The organism is Aequorivita sediminis, assembly GCF_032080575.2.
Taxonomy (GTDB): Bacteria; Bacteroidota; Bacteroidia; order Flavobacteriales; family Flavobacteriaceae; genus Aequorivita; species Aequorivita sediminis.
Genome location: NZ_JAVLSO020000008.1, coordinates 93959 through 116506 on the forward strand (window position 1 = coordinate 93959; position 22548 = coordinate 116506).

Consider the following 22548-nt stretch of genomic DNA (forward strand, 5'->3'; position numbering starts at 1 on the left):
TAGACTTTGAACTGTGATTATCCTTAGTATTGGTTCCGTTTATACCAAAAAAAAAGACCACCATCACGGCAGTCTTTTTTAAAATATAAGTATCTAAATGATTACTTTATCTCAAGTAATTCTAGTTCGAAAGTTAGATCTTGTCCTGCAAGTGGGTGGTTTGCATCAACGATAATAAAATCGTCTTTTACATCGGCAACGCGAAGTTGACGCTCAGATCCATCAGGGTTTTTAGATACTAACCCCATACCAACTTCTGGCTTTATCTCTTGCGGTAGATTTTCATTAGGTATTTTTTGGAAAAGCTCTTTTTGAACATCCCCGTAAGCTTCCTCTTTTGGGATGGTGATGGTTTTCTTCTCATTCACTTTCATATCCACCAATCCCTTTTCAAAACCAGGGATTAAACGGCCTTCCCCAAGCTTAACCTCTAAAGGCTCACGCTGTAGCGAACTATCAAACACCTGTCCGTTGTTTAATTTTCCTGTGTAATGAAGTTTTACGGTTTCATTTCCTTGTACTTGACTCATAAATTTGTTTTTACAATTATTTCAATAAGTGAACAAAACTATAGGTTTGAATTGCCAATTCCACAGAAAATTGCCTATAATTCAAAGTTTTAGGTAAATTTTAGGAAAAAAATTAAGAACAGAGAGAAGAGAAAAAAGAGAAGAGAAAAAAGAGAAGAGAAGCAAGAGCCAAGAGCCAAGAACCAAGACGCAAGACAAAATGTTCAAGAGAATAGAGCAGAGAGAAGAGAGAAGAGAGCAAGTATCTAGAATCAAGAACCTAGAACCAAGACGCTAGACAAAATGTTCAAAAATATAGAACGGAAAGTAGAGCAGAGAGAAGAGAACAAAGAAAAGAGAAACTTGGATAACGATAATTTGAATTAGGCGTTTAGCATCTAGTATCTAGCATCTAGCGTTTAGAGGCAAGAGCCAAGAGTCAAGAACCAAGACGCAAGACATAACGGTTAAGAGTAGAGAGCAGAGAACAAAGAAAAGAGAACAAAGAAAAGAGAGAAGAGAAAAAAGAATCAAGAAGCAAGAACCAAGACGCAAGATTCTAGTACCAAGGTTTTGTTTTAAAAAATTGTACTAGCTTATTAAAAATTCATAATTCTGAATTCATAATTCTGAATTAACAATTGTGAATATCTATTTTATTTTTTTAAAGTCAGTGGGGTTATAAATGATATTTTTGGGCCTTTAAAAAAAATATTATGAGCGTAACTTGGTATGAATGTAAGGTGAAATACAAAAAAACACACGAAACAGGAGAGCAAAAAGTAACAACGGATACTTATCTGCTTGATGCAGTTTCTTATACAGAAGCAGAAGCTAGAATTACCGAAGAGATGAAAACATTTACTGAGGAAGATTTTAGAATAATGAATATTAAAGTAGCCAACTTTTCAGAAGTTCATCCCTTTGAAAATTCTGATCGCTGGTTTAAGTCTAAAGTTTCTTTAGTAGCACTTGACGAAGAAAGTGGGAAAGAGAAAAAGACAAATATATACTTGCTAGTTCAGGCAAACAATATAAAGGAAGCTTTTGATAACACTACAAAAGCTATGGAGCAAACCATGGGGGATTATAATATTCCTGCTATCACAGAGTCTGCAATTGTAGATGTTTTTCCGTATTTTACAGGAGAAGAAGAACAGTTAGAAAAGTTTAAAGTACTCGATTCTCCAGAATTGGTTGAACAAGAAGATTAGGGTTAGAAGAAAGGAAAGAGAAAAGAGAAAATAGAACAGAGAAAAAAGATCAGAGAAAAGAGAGGCTTGGATAATGATTAGTTGAAATAGGCGTCTAGAATCAAGAGCCAAGAGCCAAGAGCCAAGAGTCAAGAGCCAAGAGCCAAGAGTCTAGAATCTAGAAGCTAGGGGTAAGACAAAGTGTTCAAGAGAATAAAGCAGAAAGTAGAGCAGAGAATAGAGTAAAAAGATCATAGAAAAGAGAACAGAGAAAATAGAACAGAGAGAAAAGAACAGAGAAAAAAGAACAGAGAAAAGAGAGGCTTGGATAACGATAAATTGAAATAGGCGTCTAGTATCTAGAGTCTAGAACCAGGAGTCAAGAGTCAAGAGCCAAGACAAAATGTTCAAGAGAATAGAGCAGAAAGTAGAGCAGAGAATAGAGTAAAAAGATCAGAGAAAAGAGAGACTTGGATAACGATAAATTGAAATAGGGGTCTAGTAACTAGAGTCTAGAACCAGGAACCAAGAGTCAAGAGCCAAGAGTCTAGAATCTAGCATCTAGCATCTAATATCTAGCGTCTAAAGTCAAGTGGTCTTAACTGTATGTTGGTATATTAAAAAGGTGTGACGTATCTTTATTAAAACTAAATGAATTATGAATAGTAATAGAAAATACGGAATCGGTGGGAGTACTGCGGAAGTGGAATTATCCAAATTAACCGAACCTACAGTAAAACCGTCTCCAATTAGTAAAGAGGAATATCAAAATAGAATTGATAAAGCTTGTGCAGCATTAAAAAATAACGGATTAGATGCATTATATATCAATGCAGGTACTAACTTATATTACTTTACAAATACCAAATGGAATCCTTCTGAACGCTTAGTAGGGGCAGTTCTGTTTGCTGATGGGAGTTTAAAATACGTGGTTCCTGAGTTTGAAATAGGCACTTTTAACGATTACAAAGGAATCGATGGCGAAATAATTGCTTGGGCTGAACACGAGTGTCCTATACAAAAAATTGCTGATAGTGTTGAACAGGGGATAAGCCTTGCTTTAGACGATGTTACGCCATTTACCTTAGTTTCTCGTTTTCAAAACCACAAGGTGTTTCAAATAAGCAGCGCTGAAACCCTGATTCGGGATATTCGAATGCTTAAGAGTGATGCGGAAATTGCACAACTTCAATATGCAATGGACTTGACAATGCAAGTGCATAAGGCAACAGCCAAAATATTAAGACCAGGGATTACAACCGCTGAAGTAGAAGATTTCATAAATAAAGCACATAAAAAACTTGGAATTGCAAGTGGATCGTACTTTTGTATTGTTCTATTTGGAAAGGATTCTAGTTTTCCTCACGGGGTGAAATCGCCAAAACCACTAGAAGAAAATGATATAGTGTTGGTGGATACTGGTGCGCGATTCAATGGATATCTTTCCGATATTACTAGAACTTATATTTACGGGGAAGCAACTGCAAGGCAAAAAGAAATCTGGAAAAATGAGAAGGACGCACAGCTAGCTGCTTTTAATGCTGCGCAACTAGGGAAACCTTGTGGGTATATTGATGACGAAGTACGCGCACAGCTTGTAAAAAATGGTTTAGGTCCTGATTACGACCTTCCCGGTCTACCGCATAGAACAGGTCACGGTATCGGACTCGATATTCACGAACACCCGTTTATTCTTAGAGGGAATGACATTGAGTTGCAATCGGGCATGACGTTTAGTATAGAACCTATGATTGTTGTACCCAACGAATTTGGAATTCGCTTAGAAGATCATATCTATATGACCAACGCAGGGCCAAAATGGTTTACAGAGCCGGCGCATAGTATTGATAATCCTTTTGGGGTTTAGGAAAATATCAAGGAACTTTTCAATAGTTAGTTTCAAATTTTTAGTTTAGCATTCTTTTAGGGATTAGATTAAGGTTCAATCTTTAAAAGTTGCTATTTTTGCACACTTTTTTAAATTGAACTTGAATAAATATAATCAGTTTAATCTGATAGAATTGTGATGATTAAAGACTCTAATATACAGCCTGAACACGATAAGCTAACACTATGCGATAATGCTGAGTTTGCCTCTAATTATACAGCAAAGAAAATAGCAGAACTTATACTTCAGAAACAGAAAGAAGGTACACGTGCAGTTTTAGGTCTGGCTACGGGGAATACGCCTAAAATGGTTTATGAGGAATTAATTCGTATGCATAAACACGAAGGCTTGAGTTTTAGCAATGTGGTAAGTTTTAACCTCGACGAGTACTATCCTATTAGTGCAGATGACGAGCAGAGTTATACGTATTTTATGAATAATAACTTATTTAATCATGTTGACATAAAAAAAGAAAACATTTACATCCCACATACAAACTGCTCTTCAAACCAAATAAGTCAGTACTGCTTAGATTACGAAAATAAAATCAAGAGTTTTGGAGGATTAGACTTACAATTGTTAGGTATTGGTAGAAACGGACACATTGGTTTTAATGAGCCAGGTTCTAAATTTGATTCTATTACGCGATTAATCGATTTACATCCACTTACAAGAGAAGATGCTATTGAAAATTTTGGAGATTTAAATAATGTTCCTCATCAGGCTATTACGATGGGGATTAATACCATTGTTCAGGCTAAAAAAATATTTTTGCTAGCATTAGGAGAAAGGAAATCTGAAATAATTAAGAAAGCACTTAACGGTACCATCGCTACGGATGTGCCATCGTCTATACTCCAAACACTTCCACAAGTGGAATACATACTCGATAGAGAAGCAGCAGCATTAATACAGAAATAGCTTGCTTTATTCTCTATTATAAGAACTATTCCAAAGCTTTTATTACTGCATTTACAAATTCTTTACGGCCTTTAACTAGTTCTTTTGAACTAGCTTTTGGCCAAGCTGCAGTTTGCGCGATTACAAGATCTTTACTGGGGTCGATATAAATCATCTGCCCAAATATTCCCACAGCAGCGTAGCTTCCACTATTGGAACGCCACCACAAATATCCGTACCCGTCACCTTGCTCATTGGTTTTATATAGAATAGAAGTGGCATCTTTTACCCATTCTTCAGCTAGAATTTTATTATCCTTTAACTTGCTTTCACTTAGCATAAGTGTTCCTAGGCGTGCAAAATCCCTAAGACTAGCTGAAAGACCGCTTCCGCCTATATTTTCATTGCTGCATTCGTCTGCCAGCCAGTACGCGCAATGCTCCATTCCCCAAGGCTTCCAAATTCTTTCTGAAAGGTATTCAGCCAAACTTTTTCCGGTAGCTTTCTGAACCAATATCCCAACTAAATCGGTTTCACCAGTACTGTAATTCCAAGTAGTCCCAGGTTTGTTTGAAAATTCTAATTGCTTCATATATGTCAATATATGCGACTCGTTACCATTACAGGGTTGTAGATACATTTGGGCCACATCTGAATTGTGATCCTCATAATCTTCGTTCCAAGCAACACCAGAAGTCATTGTTAGTAATTGTCGTACACTTACTTCTCCATAATCGTATCCGTCTAGTTCACTTATATATTTTTTTAAAGGATCGTCTAAACTTTCAATGTCACCTTCTTTTAGTGCAACTCCAACTAACATAGAAGAAACAGATTTTGCAACAGAAAATGAAGTCCATAAGGTTTCTTTATCAATTCCATTTGAATACGCTTCGAGTTTAATTTTGTTGTTTTGAACTACAATCACTCCTTGAACGTGGTTGTCACTCATATATGAAGTTAAAGTTGTCTTATCATCCCAAATTGGCGTAATATCATCAATTTTTTCTAATGAAGAACTTTTAGCCGCCCCTGAAACAAGTATGCTAGGATAAAGTTCGTGCATTATAGGAAAACGCCTTTCTTTTTCCTCCTGGGTCCAAAAGAGCAAACTTTCAAGTTTTTGCCCCATCGTTTCGCCAGGAATCTTTGCGATTTCAGCTTTAGCTTGCTGATTTGTAAGTGTTGTACAGTCTTGAGCAACTACTGTTAGCGAAGCAATCGCTAAACAAGTGGATAATATGAAGTTTTTGTAATGAATCATTTTTAAAGTGAGTTTGTAAGTTTACTATAAGATTTTGTTCAAAATCTTAAGAATATAGTTGTCTTTTACTTCCCGATGCAAAAATTAGCAAAAATATTACCTAGAAGCTCATCGTTGGAGATTTCTCCAGTAATCTCACCAAAGTAGTACAGGGCTTGACGTATATCAATAGCTAATAAATCTCCGCTCAAGTTATTGTCAATTCCTTGTTGCACTTTAATTATTTCTTCTAAAGCTTTAAGCATTGAGTCGTAGTGACGGCTGTTTGTAACAATAGTTTCATTATTGCGTAAGGCACCAGTGTTCACAAAATCTAATAGTTTGTTTTGAAGTTCTTCCACCCCTTGCTTAGACTTAGCTGAAAGTAATAAAGCAGAAGAGTTATCAATTTCGCTCAGTGTAATTTGTAGCTTTTGTCTTTCCGTTTCAGATAACTTATCAACTTTGTTAGCTACAATTATTAGGTTTTTCTGCGGGTATTTGTTTTTGATAGTCTCTATTTCAACTTTGAATTTCGATTTTTGTCCGGAAACTTCAGAATTAAACTTTTCGGAATCGAATAGATAGATAACTACCTGCGCTTGTTCAATTTTCTGAAAGGTTTTTTGGATTCCTAACCCTTCAATTGTATCCGTAGTTTCACGTATTCCAGCAGTATCAATAAATCGGAAACCGATACCTCCAATTACAATTTCATCTTCTATAGTATCGCGGGTGGTGCCTGCAATGTCGCTAACAATAGCTCTTTCCTCGTTAAGTAATGCATTCAATAAAGTTGATTTCCCAACATTAGGTTCTCCAACAATAGCAACTGGAATCCCGTTTTTAAGTACATTTCCTGTGGCGAACGAATCAATTAATCGCTTTAGAACATGAGTAATTTTAGAAATTAGTTTCTGGAAGTCTTCACGATTTGCAAACTCTACATCTTCTTCAGCAAAATCGAGTTCTAGTTCAATCAATGACGCAAAATTTAGAAGTTCTTCTCTAAGTCGTTTAATTTCAGAAGAGAAACCGCCACGCATTTGCTGAATTGCCAATTGATGACTTGCAGCGCTATCACTTGCAATAAGATCGGCAACAGCTTCGGCTTGACTTAAATCCATTTTTCCGTGGAGAAATGCTCTTAAGGTAAATTCACCAGCCTGAGCCATTCGGCAGCCTTTACGAAGACATAGTTGAATAATTTCTTGTTGGATGTAATTACTACCGTGACAAGATATTTCAATAACATCTTCTCCTGTATAACTATTTGGATTTTTAAAAATGGAAACTAGAACTTCGTCTATAATTTTTTCTCCATCCTTAACATGCCCTAAATGTACAGTATGCGTTTTTTGTCCTGCTAGGGACTTACCCGAAACTGATGTAAAAATAGATGAAGCTATAGTAATAGCCTCAGGTCCTGAAAGCCTTAAAACAGCAATTGCTCCCGCACCTGCAGGCGTAGCCATTGCAACAATAGTATCTGTGTGTGTCATCGTTGCAAAAGTACTAAAAATGTAGTTGAAATAGGCTAAGAGCAAGTTGGTTTAAACACCCGACAAATTTTATAAAATTGTGGATTTTAATAGAAGGGAGGGAGGCGAAAATAAACCCTAAACTCTAAGTTAATATCTTATTATTTCAGGTTTCTTTTCAGTCCTTCAACAATTGTTTTAAACTCTTTTTTACATTCTTTTGTTGCAGCTGCTAACTCTGAAGCAGCGTTATTTGTCGTAATAAGTTCAGAACATTTTTTCATCAAAGCCGTTAATGTGTCGGCCTTTAAATAATACAAAGTCATAGTAGATTGATGAATAAGCTTGTCCAATTGGGTAGCATCATCACTTTTTACTGCTTTTTTAAATTCTTTATTATAATCTTGAACTGCTTTAAACGAACTTCTCACAAACTTCTGTAAGTACTCTGGCTTGTTATTCGCCATCTTCTGGTACCGTTCTAAACTAAAACTTTCATGTGAAGTTTCCGCAACTTCGGGTTTTAATTGTTTTGCGTATTTTTTAGATTGAATGGCAGTTTTTAAGAGTTTTTTTCTACGTTTTTTTCCCTTTGTTTGCGTAAGCGTTTTATATGTTTTTAAAAGGTCGAAAAGTTGAGCCGGTTGAAAGGGTTTAGACAAATGATCGTCTATTCCAACCTCAATAAGTTTGGGTTGAACTTCGCCCTTAGTAGTTGCAGAATATGCAACGATTACAGGTTTTTTAGGTAGTTTTAAGGCCCTAATTTTTTCAGCAGTTTGGTACCCATCCATCTTTGGCATTTGCAAATCGAGCAAAATAATATCTACAGACTCATTGTTTAAAATAGATAATGCTTTGCTACCACTTTTGGCTGTAATGTATGGTATATGCCACTGGTCTAAATATTGTGCGGTGATAAAAATATTTACATCGTTATCATCTACAATTAAAACTTTATAATCGTCAAAATTAATATCTTCTTGTATATCGGGAGCTTTTTCAGATTTTTTAGATTTCTTTTTATCTATTTTATAATTTAGTTCAAAACTAAAAGTGGAACCCTCATGGAGTTTACTATTTACGTGTAACTGGCTACCCTGAAGTTCGAGTAATTTTTTACTAATAGTAAGTCCAAGGCCAGTTCCGCCGTATTCAACACTTACGTCATAGCTGGCCTGTGAAAATTCTTGAAATATTGCTTCTAATTTTTCTTCGGGGATCCCTATTCCGGTATCGGCAACTTCAAATTTTAAGGTGACCTGCTTTTTAATTTTTTTTAATACGCTAATAACAACAGTAATTGAACCTTCCTTGGTGAATTTTATCGCATTGCCAATGAGATTGGTGAGGATTTGATTTAATTTAACAGGGTCGCCAATAATATTTAGGGGTACATCTTCGGTCAATTCTAAACGCAATTCAACATTTTTTTCGGCAGCTTTTACCGAATAGATTTCTTTTAAGGTTGTAATAAGATCGTATATGTTAAAAGAAACATATTCTAACGCTAGCTTTTTTGCTTCAATTTTGCTTAGGTCTAACAGGTTGTTTACCAAACTCAGCAAATGTTCTGAAGAGCCTAAAAGAAGGCGTGCGTATTCTTTTTGATTTTCATTTAATGGGGTGTCGTGTAATAAATTCCCTATCCCCAAAATAGCGTTTAGCGGAGTGCGAATTTCGTGGCTAATTGTTGCTAAAAACTCGGCTTTTGCCTTGCTTTCGGCTTCGGCTTTTCGCTTTGCATCTAAAAGTTCTTTTTCATACTTCCTGCGGTCTGAAACATTTAAAATTGTAGCCTGATAGGTCGCTTCATTACTGCCGTCTGAAGGTATTTCTCTTACGTTAACTAAAGCGTGAAATATACTTTTATCCTTTCGCACTATATCGAAATACACTTCTTGGATAAAGCCTTGCATTTTTATTAATGGAAAAAAGTGTGTTTCAAAATAAATTTGGCCACCAACCTTAAATAAACTGGGAAGGGTTCGAAGGTTTATAATTTCAGACTTCCTGTATCCCAGCCAGTTGGCAAGCGTTTCGTTGATTGTTACTATAATGCCATCGTTACGAAATATTACTGAACCACATGGCGCGTTTTCATATAAGTCTAAAGCTGCCTTAAGACGAATTGAATCTGATTGCTTCGAAATATTGTTGCTATTTTCCACTAAGCGTTTGTTTCGAGAAAATCTTTAATTGCTTCCGCTGTTTCTTCTGGAGCACTCAAATTGGGACAGTGGCCAGTAGCCTTTAAAATTTTTAAAGTGCTGTTGCTAATAGTATCTGCAGTGTATTGACCAACTTCGGTTGGTGCAATTACATCTTGCGAACATTGTAAAACCAAACAGGGATGAGAAACGTTTTTTAAATCTTCACGATTATCTGAAAGGAAGGTTACTCGAGCGAAGTTTTTGGCAATTTCGGGATCGGTATTACAAAAACTGTTACTTAATTCTTTTCCTAATTGGGGTCTATCTGCGTTACCCATTATTACAGGCGCCATGTTTTGCGACCAGCCTAAATAATTACTGTCTAAAGCCTCTAAAAGCTCATCAATAGATTCTTTATCGAAACCGCCAGTGTAATTTTCTTTGTTAATATAACATGGCGATGGACCTATTAAAATCATTTTAGAGAAAATTGAGGGTTTTTTAATTGAAGCTAAAAGACCAATCATCGCACTTACCGAATGTCCAACATATATTACATCCTTTAAATTTAAGTGCTCACAAATAGTAATTATATCGTTGGCATAGCTGTCTAGCGAATTGTATTTTTCTTTCGAATATTCCGAAATATCCGAATTACCAGCACCGATATAATCAAATAAAACAATTTTGTATTTCTCTTCAAAATAGGGGTATACAAAGCGCCACATATTTTGGTCGCACCCATAGCCATGCGCAAAAACCATCGGTTGATTTCCTTTACCTAGTACATTAATGTTAAATGCTTTTTTAACGTCTTTTAATTGGAAGGTGCTCATAGCTGTTAGGGTAATATTTGGTTGCTTTAAAAATAGGTAAAAAAATAATAGTTAACTATTATGAAGTCTTTAATTTCATAATAGCTAACTATCCATAAAACATTGAAGCTAGTGTTGCTATTTTTAAAAAAGCAACTATTCTATTGCGCGTATTTTATAAAAACAACGTCGCTGCGTTAGTTATTTAACATAACCGGCATTACCAACATAGTAACTGTTTCCCCTTCATCCAATCCATCAACAGGAGTAAGGATTCCTGCGCGGTTAGGAAGGCTCATAGCTAAGGAAACTTCGTCGCTAGTTAGGTTGTTTAACATCTCTGTTAAGAAACGGCTGTTAAACCCAATTTGCATATCGTCTCCTTGATAATCACAAGTTAAACGCTCTTCTGCTTTGTTGCTGTAATCGATATCTTCAGCTGAAATATTTAACTCTGCCCCCGCAATTTTTAAACGAATCTGGTGGGTTGTTTTACTAGAGAAAATAGAAACTCTTCGAACCGAATTCAGAAATTGATTTCTATCAATTACCAGTTTGTTTGGATTCTCTTTTGGAATTACCGCTTCGTAATTCGGATATTTCCCGTCGATTAAACGGCATACCATTTCGATGTTTTCGAAGATAAACTTAGCGTTGCTCTCGTTGTATTCAATAATAACGTCTTCCTCACTACCTGCAAGTATGCTTTTAAGAAGGTTCAGAGGTTTTTTAGGCATAATAAACTCGGCAGTTTGCGAAGCGCTTAAATCGTCGCGAGTGTATTTTACTAGTTTGTGAGCATCGGTAGCAACAAAAACTAAACTCTCTGTTGAAAACTGAAAGAAAACCCCGCTCATAACTGGACGAAGATCATCATTTCCTGAAGCAAAAATCGTTTTGCTAATTGCTGTAGCTAATACATCTCCTTGAACTACTGTAGAAGAAGGATCTTTTAGTTCTACTGCGTTTGGAAATTCCTCCCCACCTACATAAGCCACAGCATATTTACCGTGATTTGAACTGATTTCGATAGTGTTATTGTCTTCAACAGTAAACGTTAACGGCTGCTCTGGAAATGTTTTTAAAGTATCTAATAACAGTCTCGCAGGAATACAAACCATTCCTTTTTCTGTGCTTTCAACTTCAAGTTTTGAAGATACTGTAGTTTCTAAATCTGATGCAGAAACCGTAAGGCTCTTATTGTCTAGATCGAAAAGGAAGTTATCTAAAATAGGCAAAGTGTTGTTGCTGTTGATAATTCCGCCTAAAACTTGCAGTTGTTTTAATAAATACGAACTCGATACGATAAATTTCATTATATGTGTTTTTTATGAAATAATTTTTAATAATACTCTTCATTAAAATTACAAACAACAAAATGAAGGGGTGTTAAGCTAGTAAAGCTCATTACTGTTACAACCTATTCATTCTAGTTAAAGAGCATTTCTACAGAGCTCGACTTAAAATTCTTAGATTTTTTTATTCCAAAACAATTAAGGTTGCTGAGCCTGTCGAACCACAAATATATTTCAATTGAAGTGTTTGTTAAAACAAACTTATCAACATTTAGCGCGTGTAATGACGTTTGCGGAAGTAGTGGAATACAATTCCAAAAAGAGCGAGTAAAGCCAACGGTAACAATAAGTTAAGGGTTTGCCACTTTCCACGCTGTTCACTAACTTTTTGAGGGTCTAGAAAAGGAACCGCAATTTGCCTTGTTCGAATGTTTATAAGTCCGTTGTCGTCAAGAAGGTAATTGACGGTATTCAGCAAAAATTCCTTATTTCCGTAGAAAGAACTCGTCATTTTATCAAAGCCTAATTCCAAGGGGCGATTACCTTGCATTTGGTTTTTAATGATGTCACCATCGCTAATTACAACCATTTTTGATGGCTTACCGTCGTCTATATTTTTAATGTTGGAAAGTTTTATAGGCTTTACTCGGTTTTTATATACCGAATTGAAATTTCCTTCCAACAAGACAGCCAAAGGAATTTCACCGCCATTGTATTCTTGCATATTTGGTCCTTCATTAATTATTTGAAGATTCTTAGGGATTTCAACGTCAAAATCAATGGGAAAGGGGAGTCCTACAATTTTTGATATAGGCGAAGTAGAAAGTAAAACGGTTTTTTTAATTGAGTTTGGAAGCGTGTCTATAGCACTCGCAAAATCAAATTTTACAGCTTCAATATTGGTTACAATAGGATGATTGTTTGCACTACTTGTCAACGGACTAAAAAACCAAGGGTATCTGTTGAATTGCGATTCGCGTTCTTCACCACTAGCCAAAACAATAGGAGCCGAATAAACATCCTTTACAAGGTTTGGATTTACACGAATCCCGTAACTGAAAAAGAAATCGTTTAGGTTTAAATCCCTTCCAAAAGCGAAGTTATTTCCCGAAACCGTATCTAGGTGCATTTGGGTGGCGTCCATTAACCAAATAGACTTCCCGCCATTCATTGTGTATTGGTCCAAAATGTATTTTTCGGCATCGGTAAATGGCTCAGTAGGTTGTGCCGAAATAACCAAATCGAAGTTATTTAATGCTTTTAAAGTCTTTTCCGGATTGGTAGCAACAGAATCTAATGTGAAAGGAGCTATAAAGTAATAATCTCTTAAAGTTGAAAAGAAATCTGCAATATAGCGGTCGTCATATTGTCCGTTACCCTTAAGTACGGCTACTTTTTTAGACTTATCTTGAGCTAATTTTTTAAAGCCATCTACAAATGCATACTGAAGGTTTTGTAAAGAACTATTTACTCTTTCTTCGGAAGTGGCTCCTAATTGATTTTTTAACAAACCAATTTTAACCGATTTTCCATTGTGGTGTGCTAATGCCCAGGGATAAACAAGTTCTGTACTTTGTTTTCCGCTTTCTGTTACAGAAACTTGAGCAGCGGTAAGTCCAAATTTTTCAAATTGAAGTTGAAACGCTTCATTTCCTTCTTCATTTGGGTTTACAAATTCAAATTTGATATTTGGATTGTAAGCTTTAAATTCGTCTAAAAGTTGTTCGGTTTCTATCTGTAAACGTCGAAATTCTGGTGGGAAGTTTCCCTTTAAAAACACATCGATTATTAATGGAGATTCTACTTGGTCGATAATTTCTTTAGTTTCTTCAGCTAAAGTAAAACGCTTGTCTTGAGTAAGGTCAAATCGTTTGTAAACATAACCTCCTAGAATATTTACAAGTACAACACCTGCAATTAAAAGCGCTAAGGAAACGATAGTATTTTTTGTAGATGTTTTCATTATTGTTTCTTCAATTTTAAAACTGTTAAAGCAATAAAAAACACGGTAACACTTAAGAAATATATTAAATCTCGTGTGTCTAACACGCCTCGCGCTACGCTGTCAAAATGTGCTTTCATTCCTAATTGAGAAATATTAAAAGTTGTGGTAGAGAAACCTTCAAACCCATAATAAAGTGTGAAACATAAAAAAACAGCAATTATAAAAGCGACAATTTGATTTTGTGAAAGCGTTGATGAAAATACACCTATAGCAGTATAAGCAAGCACTAAAAATAAGAGTCCGAGGTAAGACCCAAGGGTGCTACCTACATCCCAATTTCCTGGAGGATTTCCAAGTTCGGAAATTGCAAATACATATAGGATTGTTGGAATTAGTGCTATAAGAATAAGTATAACTGCTCCGAAATATTTGCCTAATATTATTTGTAAAAGGGAAATAGGTTTGGTAAGTAGAAGTTCCAGTGTTCCCATTTTCATTTCATCACTAAAAGCACGCATACACACTGCGGGAATTAAGAAAAGTAACACCCATGGTGCAAGCTCGAAAAATGGAGAAAGATCGGCAAAGCCTGAATCTGGAATATTAAAATTCCCACTAAAAACCCATAAAAACAAGCCGTTAATCACCAAGAAAATGGCAATCACCAAATACCCGATGGTACTAGAAAAAAATGAATTTATTTCGCGTTTTATGATTGGTATCATTATCTAAAGACGAATGCTCGCCAAGGTTTTTAATTTTTCAAACTACAAACTTACAACAGTATCTACACTCCAAGCCTCAGCTCGTTTGCTAAACATAGGTTTTGTTACACTCCAAACCCCTTTAAAAAGTTCACTTTTACGGTAGTTTTCTAAATCCGATTCATCTTTCCAACGGCTGTAAGTAAAAAAGATTGTTTCATCGTTCTTATCGTTGTAAAGTTCTAGAAAAGTACATCCAGGAAAATTCCTGATTTTTTCCTTTACTTCTTCAAAATTTGCAAGAAATGGAGCTACGTTTTCTTTTTCTAACTCTAATTTTACGATTCTTGTAAACATATTTTCCAGTTATAGTTTAGGCGTGAAAATCACTGTGATTGTATCTCTAAAATCAAGTCCGAATAAACTTGAAGCACCGCCAACTGTTGTTAGATTACTCTTATAAATAGCTAACTCCAAACAGTTTGATGAATTCCAAAGCGCTATTCTTTTGCCATCTTCTTCTCGTTTTTCAGGAGGAGCATCAAAATTTATAGCATCGCTATAATTCCTATGAATTTTGTCGAACTTTACGGTACGGGCCTGTATTATAAAATCTCTTCCTTTTCCTACATCTTCAAAAAGCTTTCTATCTATATTCGTAATTACATTGCCATAATTGTCGATATAAATTACATTTCCAATTATCTGACTGCTTTGGTTGCTTGTAACTGGGCGATTACCTGTTAACTCTTTAGTTTCAGAAATAGGTTTGCCAATTACTTCCAGCGTTCCCCCACGAGCAATATGTCCAGCAACTTTTACAAACACATCTAATACAGGAAAGTTACTAGTAAATCTGTCGTGTATGTTTATTTCAACAATTTTTTCTGGTCGCACTTCCGAAGTTAGCATCGATATAATGCCATTGTCTGCACAAATAAAATAATGCCCATCCAAATACACTGCTATATGTTTATTTTCAGGATTTAATTCTGAATCGACACCAATAACGTGAATACTTCCTTTTGGGAAACTTTTGTATGCGTTTTTAATGATGTAAGCAGCCTCGTGTAAGTGGAACGGCGAAATATAATGGGAGATATCAACAATATTTACATTTTTAATTTCCGAAAAAATAGCTCCCTTTACCGCACCAACAAAGTGATCCTTCTGCCCAAAGTCTGTCGTTAGTGTAATTATAGCCATAAATGAATTGTTGATATTTTCTTAAAAGAATAACCACAAAAATAAGTTACTTTTGTTAGTACCAAAACTATTTTTGATTAATAAAAATATATTGCGCCATTACAATTTTAATGGCTAAAATTTTAACGATTTATTACAGTTTGATGTAAAATATAACAACTTCTAACTTAATATATCTAACGACTAAAAAAAATGCCTTTTGAACGAACTCATTATAGAACTTACAGAAATTAGCCCAAAGGATTTCTTCGGCCAAGAAGATGTTAATATTGGTCTATTAAAAAAATACTTTCCAAAACTTAAAATTGTAGCACGTGGCAATAAGATAAAAGCTTACGGTGATGAAGAGGTGCTCGAAGAATTTGATCGCCGCATTGCAATGCTATTAGAGCAATACGTCAAGTATAATAAAATTGACGAAAACGTAATCGAGCGTGTTCTTTTAAGTAAGAATAAAGAAGAATATGAAGCACCACAGGGTAGTGGTGGCACTATTGTTCACGGAGTTAATGGAAAACCTATTAAAGCTCAAACTGCAAATCAACGTAAATTGGTTTCTTTAATGAGTAAAAACGATATGGTTTTTGCTGTTGGTCCTGCAGGAACGGGGAAAACCTATACAGGTGTTGCACTAGCTGTAAAAGCGCTTAAGGAGAAAGAGGTAAAGCGCATTATCTTAACAAGACCAGCCGTAGAGGCGGGGGAGAATCTCGGTTTTTTACCAGGTGACTTAAAAGAAAAATTAGATCCGTATATGCAACCGTTATACGATGCTCTTCGCGATATGATTCCTATGGAAAAGCTTACTGCACATATTGAAAACGGAATTATACAAATAGCACCATTGGCTTTTATGCGTGGTAGAACTTTAGACAATGCTTTTGTAATTCTCGATGAAGCACAAAATTCTACCCACGCCCAAATGAAAATGTTTTTAACGCGTATGGGTAAAAATGCCAAGTTTATGATTACTGGAGACCCTGGGCAAATTGACCTTCCACGACGTATAACTTCTGGTTTAAAAGAGGCACTACTTGTATTAAAAGATGTGGAAGGCGTTGGAATGATCCATTTGGATGATAAGGATGTGATTAGACACCGTTTGGTAAAAGAAGTAATTGCTGCGTACAAAAAAATTGAAAACGTAGATTAAATTAGAAAACAAACAAATTAACCCTCGAATTAACGAATTAACGAAATAACAAATCCCGAATTCTTATTCACAATGAGTAATACAATAACTTCAACAAACTTCAATTTTCCAAATCAGAAAAGTGTTTACCACGGAAAAGTACGAGAGGTTTATACTTTAGAGAACAACTTATTATTAATGGTCGCAACAGATAGACTTAGTGCTTTTGATGTGGTTATGCCAAAAGGAATTCCTTACAAAGGTCAAATTTTGAATCAGATAGCTACCAAAATGATGCGCGATACTGAAGATCTTGTTCCTAATTGGTTAATAGCGACCCCAGATCCTAACGTTGCAATTGGTGAAGCTTGCAAACCGTTTAAGGTTGAAATGGTTATTAGAGGATATATGAGTGGCCACGCTGCTCGCGAGTATAAAGCAGGAAAAAGATTACTTTGCGGAGTTGAGATGCCTGAAGGAATGAAGGAAAACGATAAGTTTCCAGAACCTATAATTACTCCAGCTACCAAAGCTGAAATGGGAGATCACGATGAAGATATTTCTAGAGAAGATATCATTAAAAAAGGAATTGTTTCAGAAGAAGATTACATCCAATTAGAAGATTATACGCGTAAACTTTTTAACCGCGGTAGCGAAATTGCAGCTAAAAGAGGTTTGATATTAGTAGATACCAAATATGAATTCGGAAAAACTAAGGATGGAAAAATTGTATTGATAGACGAAATCCATACTCCTGATTCATCTCGTTATTTTTATGCTGAAGGGTATGAAAAACGACAAAAAAATGAAGAGCCACAAAAACAACTTTCAAAAGAATTTGTGCGTCAATGGCTAATCCAAAATGGATTTCAAGGGCTTGAAGGTCAAAAACTACCTGAGATGAGTGATGCCTATATCGAGTCTGTTTCTGAAAGATATATTGAGCTTTACGAAAATATTACTGGCGAAAAGTTTGTAAAAGCAGATGTATCCAACATCCAAGAACGCATCGAGAAAAATGTATTGGATTATTTAAAGAAATAGATTACAATTTCTATAAATGTTTTAAAGGCAATCATTATATATGGTTGCTTTTTTATTTGGAAATTTTTGGTGACCTAAACCTGTGGATATAACCTAAGCTCATTTCAGTAAAATCGGCTTGCCCTAGATTTGAGTTGAGGTGTGCGCCAATAAAGAAGTTATTTTTTGGAGCTTTTTCCATTCCTAAAAAATAATATTTTAATCCCAACCTAGAAGAAACTCGGTATTTTTTCTTGAATTTGCTGTTGAGTTCGCCTAAAACCCACGATTTAGGTATTTCCCGAGGAGTTTTATCCCAACCTTCATTAATTCGCCATTCGGCTTTATATGCTGGTTTGTGTAGGTTGTAACCTAGTTGTAAATCGATTCCAAAATGATTTAATAATACTTCACCGTGTAAAAAAACACCAAAATTACTGGCGTAATACACAGGGTTACTTCTAAAATAATCAAATTCTCTTCCAGGTTGAACTAAGGATTCTTCTCCTTTTATATAGTCGTAATAATGTTGGTAAAAACGATAGTAAAATCCGATTCCCACCTTAAAAGTATTGTGATACACTTTTCCATATTCTCCCGCTATGGTGTAAACATTTTTTTTGTCGTTAAAGGCTAAGGCAAAGACGTTCTGACCAATTCCACTTCGTATAGTAACGTAATCATAAACCGAATTATTAAACTTAGGAATATCTACAATCTTATTCTCTGTTGCTTTATTTAATGGTTTTTTTATGTCTGCAGAAAGACTTAATAAGAATGAATTAAATCCATTATTCATCAATCGAGTATGCCCATTGGAGTGATGTGAGTATCCTAATCCTGCGCGCCAATCTACTTTTTTGGTAGAAAGAAATTGGTAATTTAAATATAGTCTAAACGCCCACGTAACACTTGTACTTACCGCACGATTATTAGGACTAGTAATTTCATTAAATTTTTCTGTAAAATACGAAACACCTAAGCCAGTTAAAATCTTAAATTGATTACTTTTAAAACCATTAAACTCAATAAATGGCATCCCAATGATGGCTATTCCTAAGCTGTCAACATTTCCAAAGTCGGTAATACCAACTGACAACCCAGTTTTTGGTCCTTTTAACCTTTGTGCCCATTGCTGTGGATTGTTACTGTGATCTCGACCAAAACTTAAAATAACTTGTTTTTGAAGATTTATTTCAGGGAAACCATCGTATGCTTCCATTGTTTTTCCTATAAGTATTTCAGGAGTAAATACGAACGCATTTTTTTTCCAATCACCTTTAGTTTGCGCAAAGCTTAAAGAAGATAGTATTAGCAATAATAAGGTTAGTTGTCTGCTCATTTGCGATTGCAAGTAACAATTTCCGAATTAATTATAAAAATATTAATCATAAATTAGCTGAAATTATAATTATACAATTTGGAAAAGTTAGATAGTATTATTGCAGACATGGCTTCTATAGCCTGGGGTTTACCACTTTTAATTATTCTAATAGGAGGTGGGTTGTATCTTCTAATTCGCATTCGATTTTTACCATTTCGATACCTAGGCCACGCAATTTCAGTGCTTCGTGGAAAATATGATGATGAAAATGACGAGGGAGAAATCACACATTTCCAAGCTTTAATGACCGCTTTATCTTCAACAGTAGGGATGGGGAATATAGCAGGTGTTGCGGTGGCAATTGCAATAGGTGGGCCTGGAGCTGTTTTTTGGATGTGGGTAAGTGCTGTAATTGGGATGTCGACTAAATTTTTTACAGCAACACTAGCAATTCTCTACCGCGGAAAAGATTCAGAAGGTAAGGTTCAAGGTGGTCCTATGTATTTTATAATCGAAGGATTAGGAAAAAAATGGATGCCAATGGCAATGTTGTTTAGTGTAGCAGGATTAGTTGGGGCATTACCTGTTTTTAATGTAAACCAACTAACACAAGCGATAAACGATATTCTATTAAAGCCAGCCGGCCTTTATAGCGGTTTTAAAACCGATTTAATTATAGGTATAGTTCTGGCTACAATAACGGCCATAGTAATCCTAGGCGGACTTTCACGTATTAGTAAAACGGCTTCTAAAATGGTGCCTGCCATGGTTTTGCTTTACTTTATTCTAGTGCTGATAATTTTAGGGGTTCATATTGACGTAGTTCCAAAATATTTAAGTTTGATTTTAACCGATGCTTTTTCCGCAAACTTTTATAATGGTGATACATTTTTAGGTGGTTTGGTAGGTGGAATAATTTTGTTAGGAATCCGTCGTGGTGCATTTTCAAATGAAGCAGGTATTGGTACGGCTCCGATGGCTCACGGAGCAGCTAAAACAAATGAGCCTATTCGAGAGGGGTTGGTAGCTATGCTTGGCCCGGCAATAGATACTTTGGTAATATGCACGTTAACTGCACTAGCGATTTTAGTAACCGGAGTGTGGCAGAGTAGCGATGCTAACGGAGTAAGTTTAACAGCTTCTGCATTTGGTGAAAGTATTCCTTATGTTGGTGAATATGCGCTTTTGGCCTGTATCGCAGTATTTAGTATTTCTTCATTGTTTTCATACTCATACTATGGAAGCAAGTGTATGAGTTTTATATTCGGCGCTAAAAATAAAGGGATTTACAACTATTTTTATATAATCAGTATTCTATTAGGGGCAACAACTTCTTTAAGTATGATGATTAATCTTATCGATACTTTTTTCGCACTTATGGCTATCCCTACAATGACAGCCACCATAATACTGGCTCCAAAGGTGATAAAGCAAGCAAAAATTTACTTTTTGAAATTGAAAAAAGCTTAAAACAAATTAAAACGAATAAAACGACCTTCAATAGTTTCTGTTATTAAAGGTCGTTTTTTTAGGTATCAACAAATAAAATACTTGTTGGAAATTAAGAGGATGTAATTATTTAGTCAAAATAACTAAACGTTTCTCCATCTTTAATTTTTAAAAGTGATTCGTAAATAAGCTTTATTACATTCTCTACATCATCTTTATGAACCATTTCCACAGTGGTATGCATATATCGAAGCGGTAGCGATATTAATGCACTTGCTACTCCTTCGTTACTGTAAGCAAACGCATCAGTGTCAGTTCCTGTTGCTCTAGAAAGTGCAGCGCGTTGGAATGGAATTTTGTTTTCTTCTGCTGTTTCAACAATTAAGTCACGTAGTTTTTGTTGAACCGCTGGAGCGTAAGCAATAACAGGACCAGATCCAATTTCGGCAAAACCTTGTTTCTTTTTATCAATCATTGGAGTAGTGGTGTCGTGAGTTACGTCTGTAACAATCGCAACATTGGGTTTAATACGTTCAGCAATCATTTGTGCCCCGCGTAAACCTATTTCTTCTTGTACAGAGTTTGTAATATAAAGTCCGAATGGCAATTCTTTTTTGTTTTCGTGTATTAACCTTGCAACTTCTGCAATCATAAAACCACCCATTCTATTATCTAATGCACGACAAACAAATTTGTCTTCATTTAAAATGTGAAATTCATCGGGATATGTAATGACACAACCAACGTGAATTCCCATTTTTTCAACTTCATCTTTGTCTTTAGCTCCTACATCAATGAAAATATTATCTGGTTTTGGAGCTTCTTCCTTGCTTTTATTTCGCGTGTGAATAGCAGGCCAACCAAATACTCCTTTTACAATTCCATTTTTAGTGTGAATATTCACCATTTTAGAAGGTGCAATTTGGTGATCACTACCACCATTTCTAATCACATAAAGTAGTCCGTTATCGTCAATGAAGTTTACATACCATGAAATCTCATCGGCGTGTCCTTCAATAACCACCTTAAACTTTGCTTTTGGATTGATTACAGCCACTGCTGTACCGTAGGTATCAGTAAAAAACTCATCTACATAAGGTTTTAAATAATCCATCCATAACTTTTGACCGTCCCATTCATAACCAGTAGGCGCAGCATTGTTTAAGTATTCTTTTAAAAATTTTAATGAATTGTCGTTCAAAATTGATTTCTCCATAGTTTTTGTCTTATATATAGGTCTTCGGTAAAATTAGCAATTTCTTATTAAGCTTGACCATGCAATTTGCTTAATTTTGGTACGTTTTTGGATAATAGTAGCTTGTTACATTAATACCTAATTTGAATGAAGTTTAGCATACCTATATATATATGTATATTCCTTTTTGGATTCACATCTACTTTTGCCCAAGTTGATACTCTTAAGCTCGAAAAAGAAAAAGATACCGTGCAGGTTATGTACTATATCATAGAAGGAGATACAATTGCGCGCGAAATGATTAATCTCGATGAGGTGTATTTGCTGAAGAAAATGCAATTTACTTCTAAAGAAGATAGAAGGCGTTATTTAATATTACGGCGAAAAACACGTAAAGTGTACCCTTATGCCAAATTAGCTGCTGAGCGATTGACCACAATGACCGAAAGGTTAAAGACAATCGAAAAGAATAGACACAAGAAGCGATATACTAAAAGAATTCAAAAATATATAGAAGGAGAATTTTCTGATAGGTTGAAAAAACTTACTCATTCAGAGGGGCAAATATTAGTTAAGCTTATCCATAGACAAACGGGAACTACTGCTTTTGATCTTGTAAAAGAACTACGAACTGGATGGCGAGCCTTTTGGTATAATACCACTGCTAGTTTTTTTGAAATATCCTTAAAAGAAGAATACAATCCATTTGAAGTAGAGGAGGACTATCTAATTGAAGATATATTAGAGCGCTCTTTCCGAGACTATATCCTAGAAAGACAGGAGCCAGCTTTTCCTATCGATTTCTCTGAATTAAGTAAACATTGGAGTAAAGACGCTGTTAATAAATAAGTTAGGTTTTTATTGCATAGAAGTTACAATGATAGTAAGTTTGTAATTCGCTCTTTTTTCTAAGCTAGTAAATTTAAGTAGTAGCAATTAATTGATGGTAGGTTTTGCATTACTATGCAACTGGAATATATATTAAAGTAACATACTGATATTTTATTTCCTCTTTTAAGTTCTGAGTTTTCAGTGTGTTATGTTTTATTGTTGAGTTGGTATTAAAAAAAGTTTAAATTAATGTTGTGGGGTT

At 35.2% G+C, this 22548-nt stretch carries 19 protein-coding genes; 7 read left to right on the top strand and 12 right to left on the bottom strand.

Annotated features, from left to right (window positions below; all coding sequences use genetic code 11):
• Nucleotides 1-101: 101 nt before the first annotated feature.
• Complete coding sequence (locus RT250_RS11800; RefSeq protein ID WP_139856295.1) at nucleotides 102-530, bottom strand: FKBP-type peptidyl-prolyl cis-trans isomerase; 429 nt, start codon at nucleotides 528-530, stop codon at nucleotides 102-104.
• Nucleotides 531-1225: 695 nt separating this feature from the next.
• On the opposite strand from RT250_RS11800, the gene RT250_RS11805 reads away from it, so the two are divergent.
• From RT250_RS11805 to nagB, 3 genes are all read left to right on the top strand, one after another.
• A complete protein-coding gene (locus RT250_RS11805; RefSeq protein ID WP_313114953.1) occupies nucleotides 1226-1723 on the top strand; it encodes a DUF4494 domain-containing protein in 498 nt (165 codons plus the stop codon).
• Nucleotides 1724-2360: 637 nt separating this feature from the next.
• Nucleotides 2361-3569, top strand: a complete 1209-nt coding sequence (locus RT250_RS11810) for a M24 family metallopeptidase (protein WP_313114955.1) — start codon at nucleotides 2361-2363, stop codon at nucleotides 3567-3569.
• Between the two features lie 159 nt (nucleotides 3570-3728).
• The gene (gene nagB / locus RT250_RS11815) at nucleotides 3729-4511 is read left to right on the top strand and encodes a glucosamine-6-phosphate deaminase (protein WP_313114957.1); all 783 of its coding nucleotides are present in this window, start codon (nucleotides 3729-3731) and stop codon (nucleotides 4509-4511) included.
• A gap of 25 nt (nucleotides 4512-4536) precedes the next feature.
• Here nagB and RT250_RS11820 read toward each other — a convergent pair whose 3' ends face one another.
• From RT250_RS11820 to RT250_RS11860, 9 genes are all read right to left on the bottom strand, one after another.
• Nucleotides 4537-5754: a serine hydrolase domain-containing protein gene (locus RT250_RS11820; protein WP_313114959.1), complete on the bottom strand. Its 1218-nt coding sequence runs from the start codon at nucleotides 5752-5754 to the stop codon at nucleotides 4537-4539.
• A 65-nt stretch (nucleotides 5755-5819) separates the two neighbouring features.
• Nucleotides 5820-7235: a tRNA uridine-5-carboxymethylaminomethyl(34) synthesis GTPase MnmE gene (mnmE, locus tag RT250_RS11825; RefSeq protein ID WP_313114961.1), complete on the bottom strand. Its 1416-nt coding sequence runs from the start codon at nucleotides 7233-7235 to the stop codon at nucleotides 5820-5822.
• Nucleotides 7236-7375: 140 nt separating this feature from the next.
• Nucleotides 7376-9385 (bottom strand): ATP-binding protein, encoded by a 2010-nt coding sequence (locus RT250_RS11830; RefSeq protein ID WP_313114963.1) that lies wholly within the window; start codon nucleotides 9383-9385, stop codon nucleotides 7376-7378.
• On the bottom strand, nucleotides 9385-10203 hold the full coding sequence (locus tag RT250_RS11835) for an alpha/beta fold hydrolase (RefSeq protein WP_313114965.1): 819 nt from the start codon (nucleotides 10201-10203) through the stop codon (nucleotides 9385-9387). The genes RT250_RS11830 and RT250_RS11835 overlap by 1 nt, the downstream gene beginning before the upstream one ends.
• 176 nt (nucleotides 10204-10379) lie before the next feature.
• A complete protein-coding gene (dnaN, locus tag RT250_RS11840; protein ID WP_313114967.1) occupies nucleotides 10380-11498 on the bottom strand; it encodes a DNA polymerase III subunit beta in 1119 nt (372 codons plus the stop codon).
• 250 nt (nucleotides 11499-11748) lie between these two features.
• The gene (gene gldG / locus RT250_RS11845; protein ID WP_313114968.1) at nucleotides 11749-13440 is read right to left on the bottom strand and encodes a gliding motility-associated ABC transporter substrate-binding protein GldG; all 1692 of its coding nucleotides are present in this window, start codon (nucleotides 13438-13440) and stop codon (nucleotides 11749-11751) included.
• Nucleotides 13440-14147, bottom strand: coding sequence for a gliding motility-associated ABC transporter permease subunit GldF (gene gldF, locus RT250_RS11850; protein WP_313114970.1), 708 nt, complete (start codon nucleotides 14145-14147; stop codon nucleotides 13440-13442). Before gldF ends, gldG begins: the two co-directional genes overlap by 1 nt.
• Before the next feature lie 42 nt (nucleotides 14148-14189).
• Complete coding sequence (locus RT250_RS11855; RefSeq protein WP_313114972.1) at nucleotides 14190-14483, bottom strand: putative quinol monooxygenase; 294 nt, start codon at nucleotides 14481-14483, stop codon at nucleotides 14190-14192.
• A 9-nt stretch (nucleotides 14484-14492) separates the two neighbouring features.
• Nucleotides 14493-15332, bottom strand: coding sequence for an SAM hydrolase/SAM-dependent halogenase family protein (locus RT250_RS11860; RefSeq protein WP_313114973.1), 840 nt, complete (start codon nucleotides 15330-15332; stop codon nucleotides 14493-14495).
• Between the two features lie 199 nt (nucleotides 15333-15531).
• Here RT250_RS11860 and RT250_RS11865 point away from each other — a divergent pair, with 199 nt between their 5' ends.
• Together RT250_RS11865 and RT250_RS11870 are read left to right on the top strand one after the other, a co-directional pair.
• Nucleotides 15532-16485, top strand: coding sequence for a PhoH family protein (locus tag RT250_RS11865; protein WP_313114975.1), 954 nt, complete (start codon nucleotides 15532-15534; stop codon nucleotides 16483-16485).
• A 72-nt stretch (nucleotides 16486-16557) separates the two neighbouring features.
• Nucleotides 16558-17508 (top strand): phosphoribosylaminoimidazolesuccinocarboxamide synthase, encoded by a 951-nt coding sequence (locus RT250_RS11870; protein WP_313114976.1) that lies wholly within the window; start codon nucleotides 16558-16560, stop codon nucleotides 17506-17508.
• A gap of 52 nt (nucleotides 17509-17560) precedes the next feature.
• Here the strand turns inward: RT250_RS11870 and RT250_RS11875 are convergent, their stop codons facing one another.
• Nucleotides 17561-18829 (bottom strand): acyloxyacyl hydrolase, encoded by a 1269-nt coding sequence (locus RT250_RS11875; RefSeq protein ID WP_313114978.1) that lies wholly within the window; start codon nucleotides 18827-18829, stop codon nucleotides 17561-17563.
• Nucleotides 18830-18907: 78 nt separating this feature from the next.
• Here RT250_RS11875 and RT250_RS11880 point away from each other — a divergent pair, with 78 nt between their 5' ends.
• Entirely contained in the window at nucleotides 18908-20281 is a 1374-nt protein-coding gene (locus tag RT250_RS11880) for an alanine/glycine:cation symporter family protein (protein ID WP_313114980.1), read from the top strand.
• A 109-nt stretch (nucleotides 20282-20390) separates the two neighbouring features.
• On the opposite strand, the gene RT250_RS11885 is transcribed toward RT250_RS11880, so the two are convergent.
• Nucleotides 20391-21476 (bottom strand): M42 family metallopeptidase, encoded by a 1086-nt coding sequence (locus RT250_RS11885; protein WP_313114982.1) that lies wholly within the window; start codon nucleotides 21474-21476, stop codon nucleotides 20391-20393.
• Between the two features lie 126 nt (nucleotides 21477-21602).
• Between RT250_RS11885 and RT250_RS11890 the strand changes: the two genes are divergently transcribed.
• Nucleotides 21603-22304, top strand: a complete 702-nt coding sequence (locus tag RT250_RS11890; RefSeq protein WP_313114984.1) for a DUF4294 domain-containing protein — start codon at nucleotides 21603-21605, stop codon at nucleotides 22302-22304.
• The last annotated feature ends 244 nt before the right edge of the window (nucleotides 22305-22548 follow it).